Source organism: Vibrio aphrogenes, from assembly GCF_002157735.2.
In the GTDB taxonomy this organism is placed as follows: domain Bacteria; phylum Pseudomonadota; class Gammaproteobacteria; order Enterobacterales; family Vibrionaceae; genus Vibrio; species Vibrio aphrogenes.
In genome coordinates this window covers 213,203-233,512 of the sequence record NZ_AP018689.1, presented here as the reverse complement: position 1 = coordinate 233,512, position 20,310 = coordinate 213,203, and the positions used below count along the sequence as shown (strand labels likewise).

The 20,310-nt window shown below is 44.4% G+C and carries 17 protein-coding genes; 3 read left to right on the top strand and 14 right to left on the bottom strand.

What is annotated here, in order from left to right:
• Positions 1–281: 281 nt before the first annotated feature.
• The 9 genes from dam to pilM all read right to left on the bottom strand — a co-directional run bounded on the left by dam (position 282) and on the right by pilM (position 9,210).
• Positions 282–1,103 (bottom strand): adenine-specific DNA-methyltransferase, encoded by an 822-nt coding sequence (dam, locus tag VCA1004_RS01075; RefSeq protein ID WP_086982019.1) that lies wholly within the window; start codon positions 1,101–1,103, stop codon positions 282–284.
• Between the two features lie 96 nt (positions 1,104–1,199).
• Complete coding sequence (locus VCA1004_RS01070) at positions 1,200–2,612, bottom strand: SPOR domain-containing protein (protein WP_086982018.1); 1,413 nt, start codon at positions 2,610–2,612, stop codon at positions 1,200–1,202.
• Positions 2,613–2,748: 136 nt separating this feature from the next.
• Positions 2,749–3,831 carry a 3-dehydroquinate synthase gene (gene aroB / locus VCA1004_RS01065; RefSeq protein ID WP_086982017.1) on the bottom strand — a complete coding sequence of 361 codons (1,083 nt, stop codon included), beginning with the start codon at positions 3,829–3,831 and terminating at the stop codon, positions 2,749–2,751.
• Between the two features lie 24 nt (positions 3,832–3,855).
• Complete coding sequence (gene aroK, locus VCA1004_RS01060; RefSeq protein WP_086982016.1) at positions 3,856–4,374, bottom strand: shikimate kinase AroK; 519 nt, start codon at positions 4,372–4,374, stop codon at positions 3,856–3,858.
• A 242-nt stretch (positions 4,375–4,616) separates the two neighbouring features.
• Positions 4,617–6,347: a type IV pilus secretin PilQ gene (locus tag VCA1004_RS01055; protein WP_408646887.1), complete on the bottom strand. Its 1,731-nt coding sequence runs from the start codon at positions 6,345–6,347 to the stop codon at positions 4,617–4,619.
• A gap of 131 nt (positions 6,348–6,478) precedes the next feature.
• Entirely contained in the window at positions 6,479–7,000 is a 522-nt protein-coding gene (locus VCA1004_RS01050) for a pilus assembly protein PilP (protein ID WP_086982014.1), read from the bottom strand.
• Positions 7,000–7,584: a type IV pilus inner membrane component PilO gene (locus VCA1004_RS01045; protein WP_086982013.1), complete on the bottom strand. Its 585-nt coding sequence runs from the start codon at positions 7,582–7,584 to the stop codon at positions 7,000–7,002. The genes VCA1004_RS01050 and VCA1004_RS01045 overlap by 1 nt, the downstream gene beginning before the upstream one ends.
• The gene (locus VCA1004_RS01040; protein ID WP_086982012.1) at positions 7,584–8,198 is read right to left on the bottom strand and encodes a PilN domain-containing protein; all 615 of its coding nucleotides are present in this window, start codon (positions 8,196–8,198) and stop codon (positions 7,584–7,586) included. The genes VCA1004_RS01045 and VCA1004_RS01040 overlap by 1 nt, the downstream gene beginning before the upstream one ends.
• The gene (gene pilM / locus VCA1004_RS01035; protein WP_086982011.1) at positions 8,188–9,210 is read right to left on the bottom strand and encodes a type IV pilus assembly protein PilM; all 1,023 of its coding nucleotides are present in this window, start codon (positions 9,208–9,210) and stop codon (positions 8,188–8,190) included. The genes VCA1004_RS01040 and pilM overlap by 11 nt, the downstream gene beginning before the upstream one ends.
• A 263-nt stretch (positions 9,211–9,473) precedes the next feature.
• On the opposite strand from pilM, the gene VCA1004_RS01030 reads away from it, so the two are divergent.
• On the top strand, positions 9,474–12,044 hold the full coding sequence (locus tag VCA1004_RS01030; protein WP_086982010.1) for a penicillin-binding protein 1A: 2,571 nt from the start codon (positions 9,474–9,476) through the stop codon (positions 12,042–12,044).
• A gap of 99 nt (positions 12,045–12,143) precedes the next feature.
• Here the strand turns inward: VCA1004_RS01030 and oxyR are convergent, their stop codons facing one another.
• The gene (gene oxyR / locus VCA1004_RS01025) at positions 12,144–13,034 is read right to left on the bottom strand and encodes a DNA-binding transcriptional regulator OxyR (protein ID WP_086982009.1); all 891 of its coding nucleotides are present in this window, start codon (positions 13,032–13,034) and stop codon (positions 12,144–12,146) included.
• A 222-nt stretch (positions 13,035–13,256) separates the two neighbouring features.
• On the opposite strand from oxyR, the gene VCA1004_RS15155 reads away from it, so the two are divergent.
• Positions 13,257–13,406 (top strand): hypothetical protein, encoded by a 150-nt coding sequence (locus tag VCA1004_RS15155; protein WP_164520808.1) that lies wholly within the window; start codon positions 13,257–13,259, stop codon positions 13,404–13,406.
• A gap of 105 nt (positions 13,407–13,511) precedes the next feature.
• Here VCA1004_RS15155 and argH read toward each other — a convergent pair whose 3' ends face one another.
• From argH to argC, 4 genes are all read right to left on the bottom strand, one after another.
• The gene (argH, locus tag VCA1004_RS01020) at positions 13,512–15,386 is read right to left on the bottom strand and encodes an argininosuccinate lyase (protein WP_086982008.1); all 1,875 of its coding nucleotides are present in this window, start codon (positions 15,384–15,386) and stop codon (positions 13,512–13,514) included.
• Positions 15,387–15,578: 192 nt separating this feature from the next.
• Positions 15,579–16,811 carry an argininosuccinate synthase gene (locus tag VCA1004_RS01015; RefSeq protein ID WP_086982007.1) on the bottom strand — a complete coding sequence of 411 codons (1,233 nt, stop codon included), beginning with the start codon at positions 16,809–16,811 and terminating at the stop codon, positions 15,579–15,581.
• A 107-nt stretch (positions 16,812–16,918) separates the two neighbouring features.
• Positions 16,919–17,698: an acetylglutamate kinase gene (gene argB, locus VCA1004_RS01010; RefSeq protein ID WP_086982006.1), complete on the bottom strand. Its 780-nt coding sequence runs from the start codon at positions 17,696–17,698 to the stop codon at positions 16,919–16,921.
• Positions 17,699–17,707: 9 nt separating this feature from the next.
• Positions 17,708–18,709, bottom strand: coding sequence for an N-acetyl-gamma-glutamyl-phosphate reductase (argC, locus tag VCA1004_RS01005; RefSeq protein ID WP_086982005.1), 1,002 nt, complete (start codon positions 18,707–18,709; stop codon positions 17,708–17,710).
• 310 nt (positions 18,710–19,019) lie between these two features.
• Between argC and argE the strand changes: the two genes are divergently transcribed.
• A complete protein-coding gene (gene argE / locus VCA1004_RS01000; RefSeq protein ID WP_086982004.1) occupies positions 19,020–20,189 on the top strand; it encodes an acetylornithine deacetylase in 1,170 nt (389 codons plus the stop codon).
• Positions 20,190–20,310 lie beyond the last annotated feature (121 nt).

Below are 20,310 nucleotides of genomic sequence, written 5' to 3'. Positions count from 1 at the left end.
GCTAGTCCCTAGTTTCGCTTCGCTGCTAGGAAGAGCCGAGAGCCGAGAGCCGAGAGCCGAGAGCCGAGAGCCGAGAGCCGAGAGCCGAGAGCCGAGAGCCGAGAGCCGAGAGCCGAGAGCCGAGAGCCGAGAGCCGAGAGCCGAGAGCCGAGAGCCGAGAGCCGAGAGGATTGTGTGGCGAGACTACCTAATGTCAACCATTCTTTTCGGCTCCCGAGCGCAGCGTCCTCGTAACTCGTACCTAGAAACTAGGAACCAGAAACCAGAAACCAGAAACCAGCCTATCCCTTCGCTTCAAACAACGCCAACAACTCATCCACTTTATTACGGCCTGAGCCATTACGGCTGATGGTGCGTTTTACTTTCACAACATTTAATTGAGCGCCTTTATAAAGACGACGAGTTAATGCCGTATCGTGATTAGAAATCAAAACAGGGATCTCTCGCTGCATTGCTGTGTGTTCAGCAATACTGGCTAATTCAGCTTGGTCATCCAACGAAAAGCCATTGCCGGCATACGACGTAAAATTACTGGCTTGAGCAAGGGGAGCGTACGGGGGGTCGCAATATACGACACACCCTTTACGAGCACGCGCAAAGGTTTGGGGATAACTTTCACAGACAAAGCTGGCTTTTTTAGCTTTTTCAGCAAAATGCAGCATTTCTTTTTCAGGAAAGTAAGGTTTTTTATACGAACCAAACGGCACATTAAATCCGCCCTTTTTGTTATAACGGCATAAGCCATTAAATCCAAAACGGTTCATATAGAGGAAAGCTAAGGAGCGAAAAAAGGTATCTTGGCTTTGATTAAAATCGGCTCTGATGCCTAAATACACCTCTTTACGATTGTATTCACTCGTAAAAAAGCGCTGAGCCTCTTGGATAAAGTTATCCGGCTGCTCTTTAAGCAAATTATACAAATTAATCAGATCAGGGTTGATATCGGCTAATAAGTATTGGTCATAGTCGGTATTAAGAAACACTGAACCAGCCCCGACAAAAGGCTCAATCAGTTTTCTACCTTCTGGTAGGTGACGTTGAATATCTTCAACTAATCCGTATTTACCGCCTGCCCATTTGAGGAAAGCTCGCTGCTTCTTCATTTATTTTACTACTCACCGACCACATATCTTTCACCAACCCATCAACTATTGCTAATGGGGTGGGGAATGTAACACATTTCAGCGCGAGACTCAGCGTTATTTCGCTTTCTCAATTTCTTGATGCACTTGTGCCATTGATTTTGGCCAAGGTTGTTCTTTTTGTAGCGCTAACGATAACTCTTGAATCGCTTCTCGAGTCTCCTGAATGCTAGCAAAATCTTTATAGGTAATAATATACCAAGGCTGTTGACCACGAAGGGTACGATAAATACGAACTTTGCCATCTAAGTCATACATTTTAAGGAAATTGATCGCTTCCTCTTCTTCGGTAACTGCTGCCAATTGCAAAGTATAGCGCTGCTCAGGAATCGCTAATAACGCTTCGCTTGCTAGGGTTAAGTTACCATCAGCAATCGAAGAATAATTCGTCGCCGGTAAGTTTTGTACGTCTTCTTGACTGACTTTGGCCGATTTTGGGCTTTCACCATTTAACAGCGCATCCACCACATTCGCCGGTACCACGACACGTTTTTGCTCGCCATTGGTCTCATCGCCAACCGTTAAGGTTTTTTCAGTAACACTCGGTGGCAGCGCATCGTCTTGTTGAGTTGACTCGCTTTGAGATGAAAGGGTTGATTGCGCCGAACTGCTCGCGTCAGTTGTCGCGGATTCGTCCGTTGGGGCTACTTGTTGCTCATCCTTCTGGCTTCCAGCATCAAGCATTTGGTCTTGTACCCTCGCTTGATAGCTGGTCCACCAAGACCAACCGCCTAAGGCGAGCAATAAAATGATAATGGCAATTAAAGAACGTTTTACCCAACATACGACCGGTGGGCGATGTTTTTCCGCCAAAGCATAAAGATTGCCGGGATAAGCTTCGACTTTTTGAGCGGCCTGATAAATGGCTTGTTGCTTTTTCTCTGAATCTACATGATGTGCAGGGATCACCAGTTGTTCAAGAAAATCATTCACTTCTTGAGGACGGAAAGGCTCAATTACCAAATGTTTAAAATCGGGTTTTGGTAGGGTCGTTAACGAAGCTTCATCGATTAAATCTGGGTTAGCAAATAAAATAACATTGATTTGCCACAGTGGTTGGTTCTGAGCTTCCAACACCAGTTGGGCTAATTCATCCAATAGATGATGCGTCAGTAAGTTAGCATCATCAACCACAATCGTAGCTTTGCATTCTTGCTCGCCACGAAAAGTCCCTAAACTTTCGGTTAAGGTTTCTTCGCCAGTACAGAAGCTATCTGAAAGCAATTGTCCCAGTAGCACACTGCGTTGCTGTTCTGCCGTTTGAGATGGTAAACAAATGAGAAAAGACAAGGTTTGAATGGCGGAGTCAGTATTAAGGAAACGTTGCGCTAACCAAGACTTACCTGCCCCCTTTTTACCGGCGACACAGATCAGATTTGAATCGAGACGAATCATCTGTTGCAAGTTGTCTAATAATTGTTGTTGCGATTCCAATTGCACAATGGGTGCTCCATCATGAGTCATACTCATTACTAGCCTCTTTCAAATCAAGAAAATTTTCTTTTTGTATTAACATGTTAGTAAGTTATATATGTCAAATAAACATAAATTTCTTGAATGCAATGAAAAAGACCTTTGAGCTTGATATAACTCAAAGGCCTTAATACTAACGACAGGCTTCTATCGCTTGTCTAATGATGGCTTCATCGGTATCACCGAGAACCTCTGCAGAGCCTATCCCGGTAGGTAAGATTAACCGTAACTGCCCTGCTAATACTTTTTTATCTCGCATCATGTGCTTAATAAAATGCTCATACGACATGCTTTCTGGGGTATGAATGGGTAAGTTGAATTTGACTAACAGCGTTTTAATTCGCTCTAACTGTTGTGGGGTCATCAACGAACGTAATACTGACGTCTGGGCCGCCATCATAGTACCTGAGGCTACCGCTTCGCCATGTAACCAATTGCCATACCCCATTTCAGCTTCAATCGCATGACCATAGGTATGACCGAGATTAAGCAACGCCCGAACACCGGACTCTTTTTCATCGGCATTCACAACATCAGCTTTAATCTGGCAACAACGAGCAATGGCGTAGCACAGCGCGGGATTATCCAACGCCACTAATTTATCGACATGCTGTTCAAGCCAGGCAAAAAAATCACTATCGATAATGATGCCGTACTTAATCACCTCGGCCATGCCCGCTGCGAATTCACGTTCAGGTAAGGTATTTAAACAGTCGGTATCAATCACTACCGACTTGGGCTGATAAAAAGCCCCGATCATGTTCTTACCTAAAGGATGATTGACCGCCGTTTTCCCCCCAACCGAAGAATCCACTTGGGATAACAAGGTCGTGGGTACTTGAATAAAATCGACACCACGGTGATAACAAGCGGCAGCAAAGCCAACTAAATCACCAATCACACCACCACCTAATGCCACCAATACCACATCACGGTTATAACTGCCTTCTAATAAGAAAGTCATGATGGTATTGAACGTTTCCAGCGATTTGTATTGCTCACCATCTGGTAACGTCAGTAAATCAACTTGGCATTCGAGGCTTTGTAAGGTCGCCATTAATCTTGGGGCGTACAAAGGAGCCACCGTGGTATTACTAATAACGACGACTTTTTGCTGTGGTTTTAAAGATGAGAAAAGCGCTGGATCACTTAATAATCCAGCGCCAATCGAAATGGGATAGCTCCGCTCTGCAAGATCCACATTAATCCGTTCCATGGTTTGGGGCTCCTAAGCTATCGATTAATTTTCGTCTAACATCTTAACAATAAGATTTGCCACAACTTTCGCGCTTTGATCATCCGTACGTACGGTATAGTCTGCAATCTCTTCATATAAAGGATTACGTTCCGCCGCTAATGCTTCTAACACTTCACGCGGCTCACCCGTTTGTAATAATGGACGCTTTTTATCACGGTTTGTTCGTGTTAATTGCTTTTCAATCGTGGTTTCTAAATAGACAACAATACCACGAGCAGAGAGGCGATTGCGGTTATCTTTGCTCTTAATTGAGCCACCACCTGTCGCAAGAACGATACCTTGCTCTTGTGTTAGATCGTCAATGACGGCTTCTTCGCGAACGCGGAAACCTTCTTCACCTTCAACATCAAATACCCAACTGATGTCTGCACCAGTTCTTTGCTCAATAACCGTATCAGAATCTAAAAACTCCATGTGCAGCTGTTGAGCTAGATGTCTACCAATTGTACTTTTGCCGGCACCCATTGGGCCAACAAGAAAAATATTGCGTTTTTCGGCCATGTTTAGCAGTAATTCAACGTTAATTTAATGACATCGCCATTGGACTCTCTAATTAACCCATTGTTTTTAAACAAACAAAAGCTCATTAGATATCATTATGGCACCTAATTCCTCACAGATAATTCGTGATCAGACCCGAAATTATCTAAGTATGGTGCCACTAATGCAACTTTAATTTTACTAAGTGTGAATTTATCTCCAACTGAGCCAGTTCCACAATCTCATTTTTGAGAGCAAATTCACTACTGTAGAATGACTTTAGGCGTAACAAAAATCAATAACTCGCTCTTGCCATAATTTTCATAACTACGACGAAATAACGCCCCAAGATAAGGGATATCACCTAACAAAGGCACTTTATCAACACTGGTTTGGACTGAATGTTGATAGATACCGCCCAACACGACCGTTTCTCCATTATCCACCAGCACTTGAGTTCCGATGCGCTGGGTATCAATGGCCACCGCTTCCCCATCTCCAGTCTTCACCACTTCACCGGGGCGGTCTTGCGTCACACTCAAATCCAACACCAAGCGATTGTCTGGGGTAATTTGAGGAGTAACCTTTAAACTCAGCACCGCTTTTTTAAAACTGACTGAGGTAGCACCACTGGAGGAGGCTTCCAAATAAGGAATTTCGGTCCCTTGCTCAATATAAGCCGGTTGCTTGTTGGTCGTGATCAGGCGTGGGCTGGAAATAATTTCAGCTTTCGATTCAGCTTGTAGCGCCGATAACTCTAAATCCAATAACGTATCAGAGCCTAATTTAGCCACTTGAAAGGCAATACTTGAAGCATTGGAACTGGTTGCGGCTAAATTAACATTTAAAAAATCATCAATGCCAACTTTTTGATCGCCGCCAGCAAAGTCCAAATCATCACCATCCATTAAACCACCACGACCATTTTGACCATGACGATTGGCATTGGCTAAATTGCTTTCAATCGAACCGCCGGTCGAAAACGAACCATTAGTATTACTCACCCCCCAACGCACGCCGAGATCTTGCAAATTCCCCTCACTCACAGTCACAATACGAGCTTCAATTTGCACCTGCTTTACCGGAATATCTAACGCTTCAATAATGCCTTTAATCACTTCAATATTGGTGGTTAAATCACGAATAAGCAGCGAGTTGGTACGTTCATCGACATTGATATTGCCACGACTCGACAACATACTGACTTCCCCTTCCCCTCCAATTAAGGCGGCAATATCCGAAGCTTTAGCAAAATTAATTTGCACCAACTCTGAACTCAAGTTGCCAAGCTCTTCTTCCATACGAGCTTGCTCTAAACGTTGTTTTTGTTGAGCATCCAGTTCAGCTTGCGGAGCCACTAACACCACATTACCTTCAATTTGCTTATCCAGTCCTTTTACTTGCAAAATAATATCCAGCACTTGTTGCCACGGTACGCCATCTAAGCGCAGAGTTAGGTTACCCGTTACCGAATCTGAGACCACGAGATTAAAACCGTTATACTCTGCGATTAATTGCAGGACGTTTCGCACCGGAATATCTTGAAAGTTAATCGAAATCTTTTTATTTTCCCCTTCTAACACCGTCTTAGATTGAGCCGCCGACTTCGTTGCTTTTCTCTCCGTGACGGTGATTTCAAGATTGTTGCCTTTTAAGCGATAGTCATAACTAAAGTCACCGCTCACCACCGCTTGTAAACGGGTATTCTCCCCCTCTCGAAAGACCTCAACGGTACTGACTGCCGTTGAAAAATCTTTAACATCAATAACGTATAAGTCATCATCACTGACACGCGTATGAATCAGATCGATCGTTAAGCCTTGGGCATTCTTTTTAATATCCACAGCAGAAGTTGAAGAGGAGAGTTTCACCACAATCACCCCTTCTTTTTGTTTATTGATCCGAAAATCGAGCCCAACAAATTGATTGCTAAACGCCGGTTGTACCGAAGTTTGGGTTGTGGAAACCGTAGACGTCGTCGTAGGGGCTGCCATCGCGATGGGTCCAAACATAAATAAACAGGCTATGGCCGATATCAAACCAGTGTGATGCGTTAATCCTGTCAGCGTTAATCCTTTATGCATAATGTAATACTCAATTATTGTCTTCATGTTTGTGGTAGAGGTTATTTCAGCGCTAGCTTCACACTACGCTGTTGCCAACATCCCAGCCCATCTGGGAGGGTTTCTTTGATTAAAATAAATTGCGGAGTCACTTTGGTTACTTTCCCATTATTCAGGCCAAGGTATTCCCCTGCCGTCACACTGACTAAAGTCCCTTTGGGGGTTTGTACTAAACCTGAAATATCCCCTTTGCTTGCCATTACTCCTCTTAAAGACAGTTGTTCTAAAGGGTATAACTCCAAGGCTCCGGTTTTCGTTCTCAAGCGAGGTTGCCAACAGTCTTGCTTGATTTTGGGCTGATTGGCGACCGCAATGGCAGGCAGCATAAACGGCCCTCGAAGCTCGTGAGCATTAAACTGACTGGCTTGAAAGGTTTTTTCAGGCTCTAACTGGGCAATTTCTTTACGCGATTGGTTTTCCACTTGAGCGATAAAACTATCAATGTCATTTTCTGATGTTTGACACCCTGTTAGCATGACAATCATGGCCCAAGCAGCAGAGTGCCACCCAAAGTGATATTTCATTACTGCACCTCCTGTGACTTAAACTGGTAGGTGTACGCTCGAACCCGAAAATGCAAAGTGCTGCTCTCTTGGCTGACTCGTTGCCATTCCACGTTGTGTAAACTGATAATACGAGGCAACTTAGCAATCGCTTCTGAAAACTGCCCAATATTGTTGTAAGCCCCTGTTAATTCGATATTCAGCGGTAAGCGATACAAGAATTCTTGTACCTGCTTTTCTCCCCAATCCACTCGCGTAAAGGTCAAATCATTCTTAAGCCCCATGTCATTAACCGAAGACAACATGCTGGCTAATTCCTTTTGCACCGGCAGTTGCTTGAGTAGATATTGATAACGGGTATTGAGCTCATCCAATTGAGCTTGTAATTGAGGTAAAGCAGCCACTTTGGCCGCCTTGATACGAATTGAGCTTTTGAGTGTCACTTCTTGTTGGCGAATTTGGTTTAACTCATCATGTTGCGGTGACAGGTAAAACCAAGTACCCACAATTTGCAGCACAATAATGAGGCCACCAATCGCTAATAATTGCGGTAATAATGGCCATTCTGGCATGTCATCAAGATCCAATTCACGAAAATCGACCATTAGTGACTTCCTCCCTGAGTGAGCACTTGAGCGCTAGTGATTTGCTCAGTAGTGAGCGGTGCGGTGGCGCTCCCATCAAAGCGAAACGACAATTTAAAACTTTGGAATTTTTTACCAAATAACACTTTGCCTGAAATGATCGAATGCATTTCAACCTCGGTTAGCCACTTCGAGTTTTCAAAATTATCAAGCATCGTGGCAAGGCGTGCGGTACTGTCACTCATGCCAGCCATCTCCACTTCTCGGCCACTCATTTTAATTTTGTCGATATACACGCCTTCCGGAACCAAGGCTGGCATCAAATTCATAAAATCCGTGGTTTTATTACGCTCATTTTGTAGCGATTCCACTAAGCGTAAACGAGTTAAAATCGACCTGTGCTTGGCTTCAATTTCTTTCATATTGAGCAATTGTTTATCCAGCTCAGACAAATAGGTTTGTAATTGTTGATTACGTTGCCTTTGCTCATTTTTTAGGTAATCAAGATAAGCGCTGCCCGCCCACTGCAGTAAAAACGCCAACACCATGCCGGCAACCACCATGACGTAAAATCGTTGTTTATATTGCTGCCTTTTTTCTTCTCGCCAGGGCAATAAGTTAATGTCATGCAACATGTTTTCCTCCTTGCCACTGCAACCCTTTGAGTGCTAAGCCCACAGCAACCCCAAAAGTACCAGGTTCCATACGCTCAGGAATGGTCAACTTGCCTTGTAAGCGAGCAAAAGGGTTAAAGCGCGCCACTGGCAAATTCAATTTAGTAGAGAGTGATTCTTCAAGCCCAAGCAAGGTCGCTCCTCCACCGGTCAGCCACACCCCGTCAATCTGATGTTGCTGGTTTACCGAAGCATACAAACTCAATTGCCGAGTTAAGCGCTCCGCTAATTCAGCAATAAAGGACTCAGGTGGTTCCAATGACAAAGTAAAACTCGGCTCGGAAACCGCTTGTGATGTAGTTAACGAGGAAGGCAGCTGCTGCGTGCCAAGGGGAAAATCTTTGTAATAAGCGGGACGCCCTGCCGGCAAAATACAGATAGAGGTTTGGCTTTGACCGATATCAACCAATAAGCCATTGGCTTTTTCGGCTTGTTCTTGGCAAGCCATTTGCCACACTCGTAATAATCCGTGCGCTTGTAAATCCATCACCCATGGAGTAAAGCCCGATTTTTTGATGACCTCAACGCGACTTTCAATTACCTCTTTGCGGGTAGCATAGACTTGATAAGTGCTCGTGCTAGAGACCGTTGCCCGCTCCGGTTCAAGCTTGACATAATCTAAGCTCAACTCTTCGATGGGAAATGGCGACTGTTGAGCAAACAACTGATAAAGCGCAAATTCTTTTTCGCGCTCCTCAAGTTCACTATCGATATGCAACAATTTACTGATCACGGCACTATCGGGCACCGCCAACACCACTTTTTTGGCTCTCATCGGAAGCTGTTTTTTGAGCTGTTTTAGATTTTTGACAATTTCTTGATGATTCACCGTATGGTTATCTGAAAAAATAGCGCCGCTTACTGGTACTTCGGCATAAGTCACCAGTTCAAACTGCACTCCAACGGGCTTAACAACCACAGCTTTTATACTGTGATGACCGATATCAATACCCGTAACAAAAGATTTACCCATAACACTCGGCTCCAGTCAGAGGCTGATCACCTCCATAATGGTTGGATTAACAAACACACACATATCGATGATCAATGAATTTGCTTAAGAAATTAACGAAATACATGGATACACTTATGGATGTCACTCCGTTGTGAATGACCTCTTTTTTGAACCAATGAAATATAAAGTTAAGAACGCATTTTTTTAACGATATGCTAATATGAGCACCTACTGTACAGGTGTTTATATCGACACATCCTTACTCAATCAGGGAATATCCGGTGAAGTTCATAAAGCCATTGCTCATATTTTCATTTGTTTGCATGATTCTTGGAGTGACTACAATTTTTGGGTTCTATTACTACCTAAAACCACAGCTCCCAGACGTTGCAACCTTAAAGAACGTACAACTGCAAACGCCAATGCAAGTTTTCAGTCAAGATGGAAAGTTAATCGCCCAATTTGGTGAAAAACGACGTATCCCTCTTAAACTTGATGATATTCCGCTAAAAATGCAGGAAGCGTTTATTGCGACCGAAGACAGTCGTTACTATCAACACTACGGTATCGATCCCATTGGTATCGTACGTGCTGCCGTGGTAGTTGCGATATCAGGTTCAGCAAAACAAGGTGCAAGTACCATTACTCAGCAACTAGCTCGTAACTTCTTCTTATCCAATGACAAGAAGATTATGCGTAAAATTAAAGAAATTTTTATCGCACTGCACATTGAACAAGTGTTGAATAAACAAGAAATTTTAGAGCTCTATCTAAATAAGATTTATTTGGGTTATCGCTCTTATGGTGTGGGTGCAGCCTCGTTAACTTATTTTGGTAAAGAGCCGAAAGATTTAACTTTAGGTGAAATGGCGATTATCGCAGGTTTACCGAAAGCCCCTTCTACCATGAACCCGATTTACTCAATTGATCGCGCTAAAACTCGTCGCCATGTGGTACTACTGCGTATGCTCGAAGAGAAATACATCACGCAACAAGAATTTGATGCTGCCGATGCCGAACCGATTGATGGTAAATACCACGGCGCTCATATTGAAGTGAATGCTCCCTATGTTGCTGAGTTAGCACGTGGTTGGGCAGTTAAACGCTACGGTGAAGAGGCTTACAGCTCCGGTATACAAATCTACACATCCGTTAAATCTGACTTACAAGAAGCCGCCAACGAAGCCGCCATTGGTAACCTATTAAATTACGATGAGCGTCACGGTTATCGTGGCCCTGAAGCCATCGCTTGGAAACCAACGGACAAAGCATTTACCCAAGAACAAATGGATAAATACCTCAAAAACAAACCGACTTTTGGGTTAATTCATCCTGCCTTGGTGACCAGCATTGCGCAACGCTCCGCGACGGTGTATATCAAAAACCGTGGTGAACAAACCATCGAATGGGATGGCTTGAAATGGGCTCGTAAATATTACAATGACAAACGTCAAGGTCCTGCACCAAGTAAAGCGTCAGATATGCTTGAAGTTGGTCAGCAAATCTGGGTTCGTCCTATGGGAGTTTTACAGGAAAAACCAGCTGTAGAAGAAACCGAAAATACCTTAATGAAACAAGATGTGGACGAAGATGAACAAGGTATCGATCCTTTAGATAAAGTGTCTTGGCAACTCAGCCAAGTGCCGATTGTGAACACCGCCTTTGTCGCACTCAACCCTGAAGATGGTGCGGTGCTCTCTCTGGTGGGTGGTTTTAACTTTGTCCACAGTAAGTTTGACCGCGCCACAATGGCAGAGCGTCAAGTAGGTTCAAGTATCAAGCCATTTATTTATTCTGCCGCAATTGATAAAGGTTTAACTCTAGCGACCTTAATTAACGATGCGCCGATCAACCAATGGGATCAGGGGCAAGGCACAGCATGGCGTCCGAAAAACTCGCCACCAGTGTACCTTGGACCGACAATGCTGCGCCGCGGCCTAGCACAATCGAAGAACGTTATGGCGGTACGTACCCTCAGACGAGTTGGCTTAGATAATGTACTCGATTACCTACCTCGTTTTGGTTTTGACCCGGAAAAGCTGCCACACTCAGAAACCATAGCTCTAGGGGCTGGTAGTTTAACACCAATGCAAATGGCACAAGGTATTTCGGTGTTCGCCAACGGTGGTTACTACGTCGAGCCTTACTATATTGATCATGTTAATGATCCTTATGGCAACTTATTATACCGCTCAAACCCAACCACAGTATGCGATACCCAATGCTCGCAACAGCCTATTGTGGTGGATGATAAAGGCACAGAAGAAATGCCAAAACATGCTGAAAAAGTCATTTCCGAACAAACCGCGTTCTTAGTGCGTGAAATGATGTACAGCAATATTTGGGGTGGTGGCGTCTGGAGTAAGGGCACAGGTTGGAATGGCACCGGCTGGCGTGGACAAGTTTTAAAACGTCGTGACATCGGCGGTAAAACCGGTACCACCAATGACTCTGTCGATACTTGGTTTAATGGTTATGCTCCCGGAATTGTAGCCACCACTTGGGTCGGATTTGACCAAGCTAACCGCCCACTCGGTTACACTGCCGCCAATGCAAACTTTACCCGTAAAGAGCAATATAACGGTGGAGAATCTGGAGCAACAACCGCGCAACCGGCTTGGGTAGACTTCATGAAAGTGGCGCTAAAAAATGTGCCAGAGCAAGAAACTCAACTACCTGCGGGTATTATTCGTGTCCGTATCGACCGTGATTCAGGGCTGTTAACTCGTAAAAATGATGATTCCTCAATGTGGGAATACTTTAAAGCGGGTACAGAACCAACCGAATATATCTCTGATGATAAAGGCACGGATTTATATACAGAAGATGAAGATGGCGATAGCTTATTCTAAGTCTGTTATGTATCAATCCTACCAATAAAAAAGAGGCCACTGGCCTCTTTTTTCTCTCTGTTTTCACTCACTAACAACTGAATTTGTCTCTAATTATCATTATTCCATCGCAACGGTTTGAGTCACAAAGTCAGCAAGCTGTTCAAAACGTTTACGTAATGGTGAGCCCGGTCGATAAGCCAACACTACTTTACGACTTGGTGTTGGATTGACCGCCTTCAAATAACTCACGCCATCTTTTACTTTCTCTTTCGGCACAGATAATTTAGGCAGTAACGTCACTCCGCCCCCTGCGGCAACCATATTACGCAGAGTTTCTAAACTGGTGGCTTTAAAGCGGTCATCATCGCTAGCTCCTGCGGCAAAGCAAAAGCCCAAGGCTTGATCGCGTAAACAGTGACCATCTCCTAAAGACAAGACCGTATGTCCTTTCAGCTCATGCATATCCAATTCGGTTTTTTCTGCCCACGGATGATTCTCTGGCACCGCCATCATGAGGGGCTCATCAAACATATCCAACTCAATAAAAGGTTCGGTTTCCGCAACAGAGGCTAAAATAATGCAATCAATTCGTCCTTCTTCCAGTTGACGAACCAATTGATTGGTCTGAGCTTCGTGTAAAAACAATTCTAAATCAGGAAATGCTTTTTTAAGCGGCTGTACTATTAACGGTAAGATATACGGACCAATGGTTGGAATAAAACCAATATGCAATGGGCCACTCATTTCTTTACCTTGCAAGCTTGCCATTTCAGTGAAGGTTTTCACTTCGCCTAAAACACGCTTAGCTTGAGCGACCAGTTGTAACCCTGAATCGGTAAATAATACCCGTCGGCTACTGCGTTCTAATAACGAGGTTCCGAGTTCATCTTCCAGCTTACGAATCTGGCCACTTAAAGTAGGCTGACTGACAAAACAAGCTTCTGCGGCTTTGCGAAAATGTTTATGCTCGGCTAAAGCAACCAAGTATTCAAAGTCACGGATATTCACGCTATCACTCCATAGTTAAAAACTATCAAAACAATAGCACTAAATGATTGGAGCTATCAAAGCTTTTTGTCCATATTAAAGCCATTAGGATCAAAACTCTTCAATCAGCTTAATGGTTACTCACCTAACCTTATTGTTGATGCAACAAAGTCGCGCACTCGACTGCTTTGAGGCCACCCTTTTGGCCTCTTTTTTTTTCTCATCACTCCCAAAGAGGTCACAATGAAAACATTTATCCATAATATGCGCTTAATACAGGAAGGCTTTTACGCAGCTCTTTATTTTAGTGGGGAGCATGACACTCACTATTATTGGAGTGAAAATGATGGCAACAAAAAACCCCGCATCGAAACCGAAACGGGGCGTTCTTAACCATCTTAAGGAGATTCAAATTAAGAAAAAGCAGTGTACTGTTAAGACGCTTAACTAAAAATAAAGTTCCAACGACTCAACCCTTCATTGCATTATTTCTTTTGCTTAAGCGACACCGACGCGCAGGATCACTTGTTCATTAAGATTAATTTCCAGTGCGACCTCATCACAAGCATGCTGACGTGGGCATTGATCGCAATCTTTTAGCACTTTCTCTGGTAACAAGGTTTTAGAGGTTGGAATAAACTCTTGTTTCATAAAGAACTCTGGAACACGAGTTAACACAAACACTTTCTTAATCGCCATTTGACGAGCTTTATCGACTAAGTGCTTAATGATGGCAGCCCCCTGACCTTGACCTTGCCAGCCGGCTTCAATACCTAATGAACGAATTTCGGCTAATCCCGAATCATAGACGTACAAAGAAGCACAACCCGTTACTTCACCATGATGTTCCGATACAGCAAACGAGCCAATATCACGGATCAGTTCATTACGGCTACGTGGTAGGTTTTCGCCTAAGCCCGCCCAATACGCCACCATGCCTTCAAGTGCATCAATATCGGTTAAACGTGCTGCGCGCACCGTGACACCAGAATTGTCTCGCTCATCCAAACGTTTTTGCGCTTGATTAACCGCGTAAGCCACTTGTTTTGGTGATACCCCCCCTAAAGCCGAACGTTTTTCCAAGCAAGAATCTATGGTCAGAATGTTATACACATCCTCTTCAATTACCGGTGAGAAAGCTTTCAATTCTGTCAGTGAAAGCTCTTCTAAAGCGCACGATTTAGCAATGGCACTCACCACCGCCACACCCACAATATGGTGCGCTTCACGGAATGGGATACCTTTCGCCACTAAGTAATCGGCCAGCTCGGTGGAGTTGGCATAACCTTGTTTGGCGGCTTCTAAAGTTCTTTCACCATTCACTTTGATGCCATCAAAACATAACGCGGCCATTTCCATGCAGTCGTTCCAAGTATCGAGCGCATCAAATAAGCCTTCTTTGTCTTCTTGCATGTCTTTGTTATACGCCAGTGGCAAAGCTTTCACGGTCATCATCATGGCGGCCAGCGAGCCATACACACGACCGGTCTTACCACGGATAAGCTCCAACGCATCGGGGTTTTTCTTTTGTGGCATTAAAGAAGAACCTGATGTCACCGTATCAGCTAACTCAATAAAGCCCGATTCGCCTGAGTTATAGAAAATCATATCTTCTGCCAGACGTGATAAATGCAGCATAGAAATTGACGCTACCGACATTAATTCCATCACATGATCGCGATCGGAAACCGAATCTAAGCTATTACGAGTAGCGCGTTGAAAACCAAGATTATGTGCTAATTGCTCACGATCCATCGGGTACGCGGTTCCCGCCAAGGCACCAGAACCTAATGGGCAGGTATCAAGACGCTTAATTGCATCGGATAAACGCGAATAATCACGTTCAAACATTTCGACATAGGCTAAACACCAATGAGCAAATGTTACCGGTTGAGCACGTTGTAAGTGAGTATAACCCGGCAAAACCGTGCCTTGATGTTCACGTGCCACCGCAACCATTTGTGATTGCAGACGATCTAAGGCAATAAGCAATTGGTGACCTTGCTGACGACACCATAGTTTTAGATCGGTGGCGACTTGATCATTACGAGAACGGCCAGTATGCAGTTTTTTGCCTAAATCACCGACGCGGTTGATCAGTTGAGTTTCGACCCAGCTGTGAATATCTTCTGCATCCGATTGCAAAATTTGCTCCGGATCTTCCATCACCGCCAGTTTTAATTCATTAAGTGCCAGCTCTAATTTTTGTTGTTCTTCTTCCGTTAAGACCCCAACAGACAACAACGACTTAGACCAAGCGATGGAACCCACAATGTCTTGTTCAGCCAATCGGTAATCAAAGCGCAATGAGTCATTGAACTGTTTAAACCGAGTGTCTGCTGCTTGGGTAAATCTTCCGCCCCATAATGCCATTGTGAATCTCCTGCTTGGTCCATTGCTCAATTGGGTGACTAGGTTCTGGTTCCTAGTCCCTAGAAATCACTGATGCGTTAGGTTCTGTGTTTTTAGGATTGAACCTAACGCTTTTATAATTATAACGTTTTGTATAAATTCTCTAGCTCCACAGCCTAGAAACTAGGGACAAGGAACTAGGAACCTTCTTTTTTATTTCTTCTTCGCTTCGTTCAACGCACGAATACGGCTTGCTAGTGAGTACAAACGAATAAATCCACCCGCATGGCTTTGGTCGTAAACTTCATCGGCACCGAAGGTCGCAAACTCTTCTGAATATAAGCTGTTATCAGAACGTTTTTGCGTCACCGTAGCTTGACCTTTATAAAGCTTAACCACCACTTCACCATTCACATCTTGCGCCAAGGTTTCGGTCGCAGCAAGTAGTGATTTACATAAAGGAGTGAACCAACGGCCATCATAAACAAGGTGCGATGCTTTCACCCCTAATTCTTCACGGAACTCAAAAGAGGCTTTATCCAATACCAGTTGTTCAACTGCGCGCAACGCTTCCATCATGATGGTGCCTCCCGGAGTTTCATAACAACCACGAGACTTCATGCCAACCAAACGGTTTTCCACGATATCTATACGACCAACTCCGTGTTTGGCTCCCTTCTCATTTAAGGCTACCAGCGTTTGATACGGAGAAAGCGCTTGGCCATCAACGGCAACAACCGCGCCTTTTTCTACTTTTAATGTTACGTATTCCGCTTCATTGGGCGCTTGCTCCGGATCGACCGTCCATACCCAACAATCTTCATTCGGCGCATTCCAAGTATTTTCTAGCACGCCACCTTCGGTTGAAATGTGCCATGCGTTCGCATCACGCGAGTAGATTTTAGTCAAAGAAGCGGTACACGGAATATTACGCTCCGCTAGGTAATCTAAACATTCTTCACGGCTTACTAAATCCCATTCACGCCACGGTGCAATCACATGCAAATCTGGGGCAAGCGCAGCAAACGCACCTTCAAAACGGACTTGGTCATTCCCTTTACCGGTACAGCCGTGACACAAAGCATCAGCCCCAACTTTACGTGCTACTTCAACTTGCGCTTTAGCAATAATAGGACGAGCCATTGAGGTGCCTAATAGATATTTACCTTCATACAAAGCGCCTGTTTTTAGGGTTGGGTAAATATAGTCAGCGACCATTTCTTCTTTTAGGTCTGCGATATAACACTCAGAGGCACCAGAGGCGATGGCTTTTTCTTTAATGCCGACTAACTCTTCTTCACCTTGACCAACATCGGCCACAAACGCCACCACTTCACATTCGTAGTTTTCTTTTAACCACGGAATGATAACCGAGGTGTCTAAGCCTCCCGAATACGCCACGACAACCTTGTTAACACTTGATTTATCAACGCTTAATATACTCATTGTACTTCTCCCAAATATTGATTTTGCCTTCCTTGGAATCACGCACGCGGTTAAGCGTTAGTTTGTATTAGCGTTAATCCGTGGATAATTAATAATGCTTCTCGCCACTAAGGCAAAAAGCGAGTTCCGATGCTATTGCCCGCTAAGAGCTGTGTTAATTTTTGCGGCTCTTTCCAGCCAGCCACTTCAATGGCGCGGCCTAATTGTTTTGCAGCGTCTAATGCAGCTTGGACTTTGACGATCATGCCGTCGGTAATCACGCCTTGTGCGATCAATTGATCCGCCATGTTTTGATCCAGTTGAGCGATCAATTGTTTTTTTGCATCCAATACCCCTGACACATCAGACAATAATGCCAGTTCCGCATCTAACGCTGTCGCCACCGCAACCGCCGCTTGGTCAGCATTCACGTTCATCAATTGCCCTTCTTTTGTCAGGCCAATTGAGCTAATGATCGGCAGCGCCCCTGTACTTAAAATCGCCTTAAGCACGCTCGCCTCTCCAGCCTTCGCTTCCCCAACTGCGCCTAAGTCTTGTGACAGTTGCGTCACCTGACACAATCCACCATCCGCCAAGCTTAAGCCCACCGCATTCAGCCCCAGCTTCATCGCTTGACCTTGCAGTAATTTGTTCGCCGTTCCGGCCAGTGCACCGCTAATGTAGTTAATGTGCTCAAACGGAGTCACACGTAAGCCATTTTTTTTAACCGTTTCCAGTTGGAGTTTGTCCATAAGCTCATCGACTAAATAGCCGCCACCGTGCACGATCACGACCGCGCGCTGAGCTTGTTGTTGATAATGGGAAATGGTTTGAAACAGCAACGCCAAAGTATCGGTATCCGATAACACCGCGCCGCCTAATTTGATCACTAATGGATTAATGCTCATGCGACGCCCTTACACTAATGCCGTTAAGACAGGAAAGCCGTAACGCAAATTCAAACATTGCATCGCTTGGCTTGAAGCGCCTTTTAGCAGGTTATCGATCGCTGAAACCACGATAATATGCCCACCTTGTACCTTCCAGCCGATATCACAAAACGGTGTATTCTCAACATGTTGTAAACGAGGAATCACATCTAAAAGACGTACTGCTGGCTTGCCTTGATAGGCCGAGATAAAGGCTTGCTGAATCTGCTCTTGCGTCACCCCAGCGGCTAATTTCATAGTAATAGTTGCGAGGATGCCGCGTTTAAAATTGCCAAGGTGAGGAGTAAAAATCACATCGCAACCCAAATGCTTGGCGATCTCAGGTTGATGACGATGGTTAAAGACACCATAAGGCTGCAAGCTGACTTCACAAAAGCTATTGGTCATAGTGGCTTTACGTCCAGCACCCGTGACGCCGCTGGTGGCATTAATCACAGGCCACTGGGTTAAATCGAGCAGTTGAGCTTCCACCAATGGTTTGATCGCCAATTGAGAGGCCGTAGGATAACAACCCGGTACGGCAATTAATTGCGCATTCTCAATCTGCTGTTCATTCCATTCAGCCAAGCCGTACACCGCTTTCTCAAGCCATTGCGATTCGGTATGTTCAAAACCGTAATATTGAGGATAAAAACCTTCCGCTTTCACTCGATAAGCGCCAGATAAATCAAAGACGGTGCAATCGTGGGCAAGAAATGTTGGGGCAAGATCGTGGCTAACTTCATGGGCGGTTGCGAGAAAAACCACATCGCATTGAGTTGCGACATCGCCGACTGAGATTAACGGTTGGACAGGAAGATCAACCAATCCTTTGAGTTTGCCATGTAATTGTGAAATCGGCTTACCAGCATCGACACTCTTTTCCGATACGTATAAACCCGACAAAGTCAGCTGTGGGTGTTTTTCTACCATTAAGGCCAACTCTGCCCCGGTATAACCGCTGGCTCCAATAATGACTGTTTTCAGCATACTCACCTATCCATTTGTTTGTGTGCGAGTTCTTCATGTACTCGTGGTGCTTGTTGAACACTTTCTCATCAAGCTCGCTATACCATAACAGGGCTAAAATTTTGCTGCAATGTATTATCGAAGCTGACTACACTCTCTAAAAAATCGCCATTATTTGATTTTTTATTCACAAATAATGATTTAATATGTGTTTTATCGTTTTATATGCTTCTTGTCAATAGAAAGCTTATCGAGCACAATGAGGCTGTGCTGTCTTACCTCAATGACAGTCTCTCTTTTGCGACCTTTTAACGGATTAAATGGACTTATTATGACAATACCGAATTTTAAAACGGTTTATCGTGACCTGATCTCGACCTCTTCGATTAGCGCCACCGACCCAGCTTGGGATCAAGGCAACGCACAAGTCATCGCCAAACTCGCGCAATGGTTTGAAGATTTAGACTTTACGGTCGAAGTTATCGAGGTAGCACAAGGAAAGCACAATCTCATCGCCAAGAAGGGACAAGGTGAAGGCGGGCTGTTGTTGTCTGGCCATTCAGATACCGTGCCATTTGATGAAGGTCGCTGGAATTATAATCCACATGCTCTCACCGAAGATAACAACCGCTTTTATGGTTTAGGAACTGCGGATATGAAAGGCTTCTTCGCCTTTATTTTAGAAACCGTCAGAAGCATCGATTGGACCAACCAAACCAAGCCTTTATATGTTTTAGCCACCTGTGATGAAGAAACCAGCATGCTAGGTGCTCGGCATTTTACCGAATCCTGCCTCAATGGTGATACCCCTTATCAACCCGATTACTGCATCATTGGTGAGCCTACAAGTTTAAAACCGATTCGAGCGCACAAAGGCCATGTTGCCAACGCCATTCGAGTTACTGGCCATTCAGGGCATTCGTCAAATCCGGCTTTAGGCGTAAATGCCATTGAAATTATACATGAAGTATTATTTGCGTTAATGCAACTGCGCAATCAACTGATCAAGCAATACCATCATCCGGGTTTTGATATTCCAACCCCGACCTTAAACCTTGGGCATATTCATGGTGGTGACAGCGCTAATCGAATTTGTGGCTGCTGTGAATTACATTACGATGTCCGTCCTTTACCGGGTATCAGCTTAGATGGCTTAAATAACATGCTGACGTCAGCGCTAAAGGAAGTGCAAGACAAATGGCCTGGTCGCATTGATATCCAACCATTACATGAAGCGATCCCGGGGTATGAGTGTCATCACGACCACCCTTTTATTCACAGCATCGAATCCTTAACAGAAATGCCTTGTGAAACCGTTAACTACTGCACGGAAGCGCCATTTTTACAGCAAGTCTGCCCCACATTAGTGATGGGCCCAGGTTCGATAGACCAAGCTCATCAACCTGATGAATTTTTAGCCTTTGAGTTTATCGACCCAACCATTCGTTTATTGTCTAAAGCCATACAGGAATATTGCTTTGCTGGCCGAGACGCAAAATGAAACAACGGCGAGTGAAAAATGAATCTTGCCGCATTCACACACGGCAAGACGGTCTCTTTTTGCGCACTATGGTATAAATAACAACAGTTTCTTACTGCAATTGAATCAATTTTATCACTTG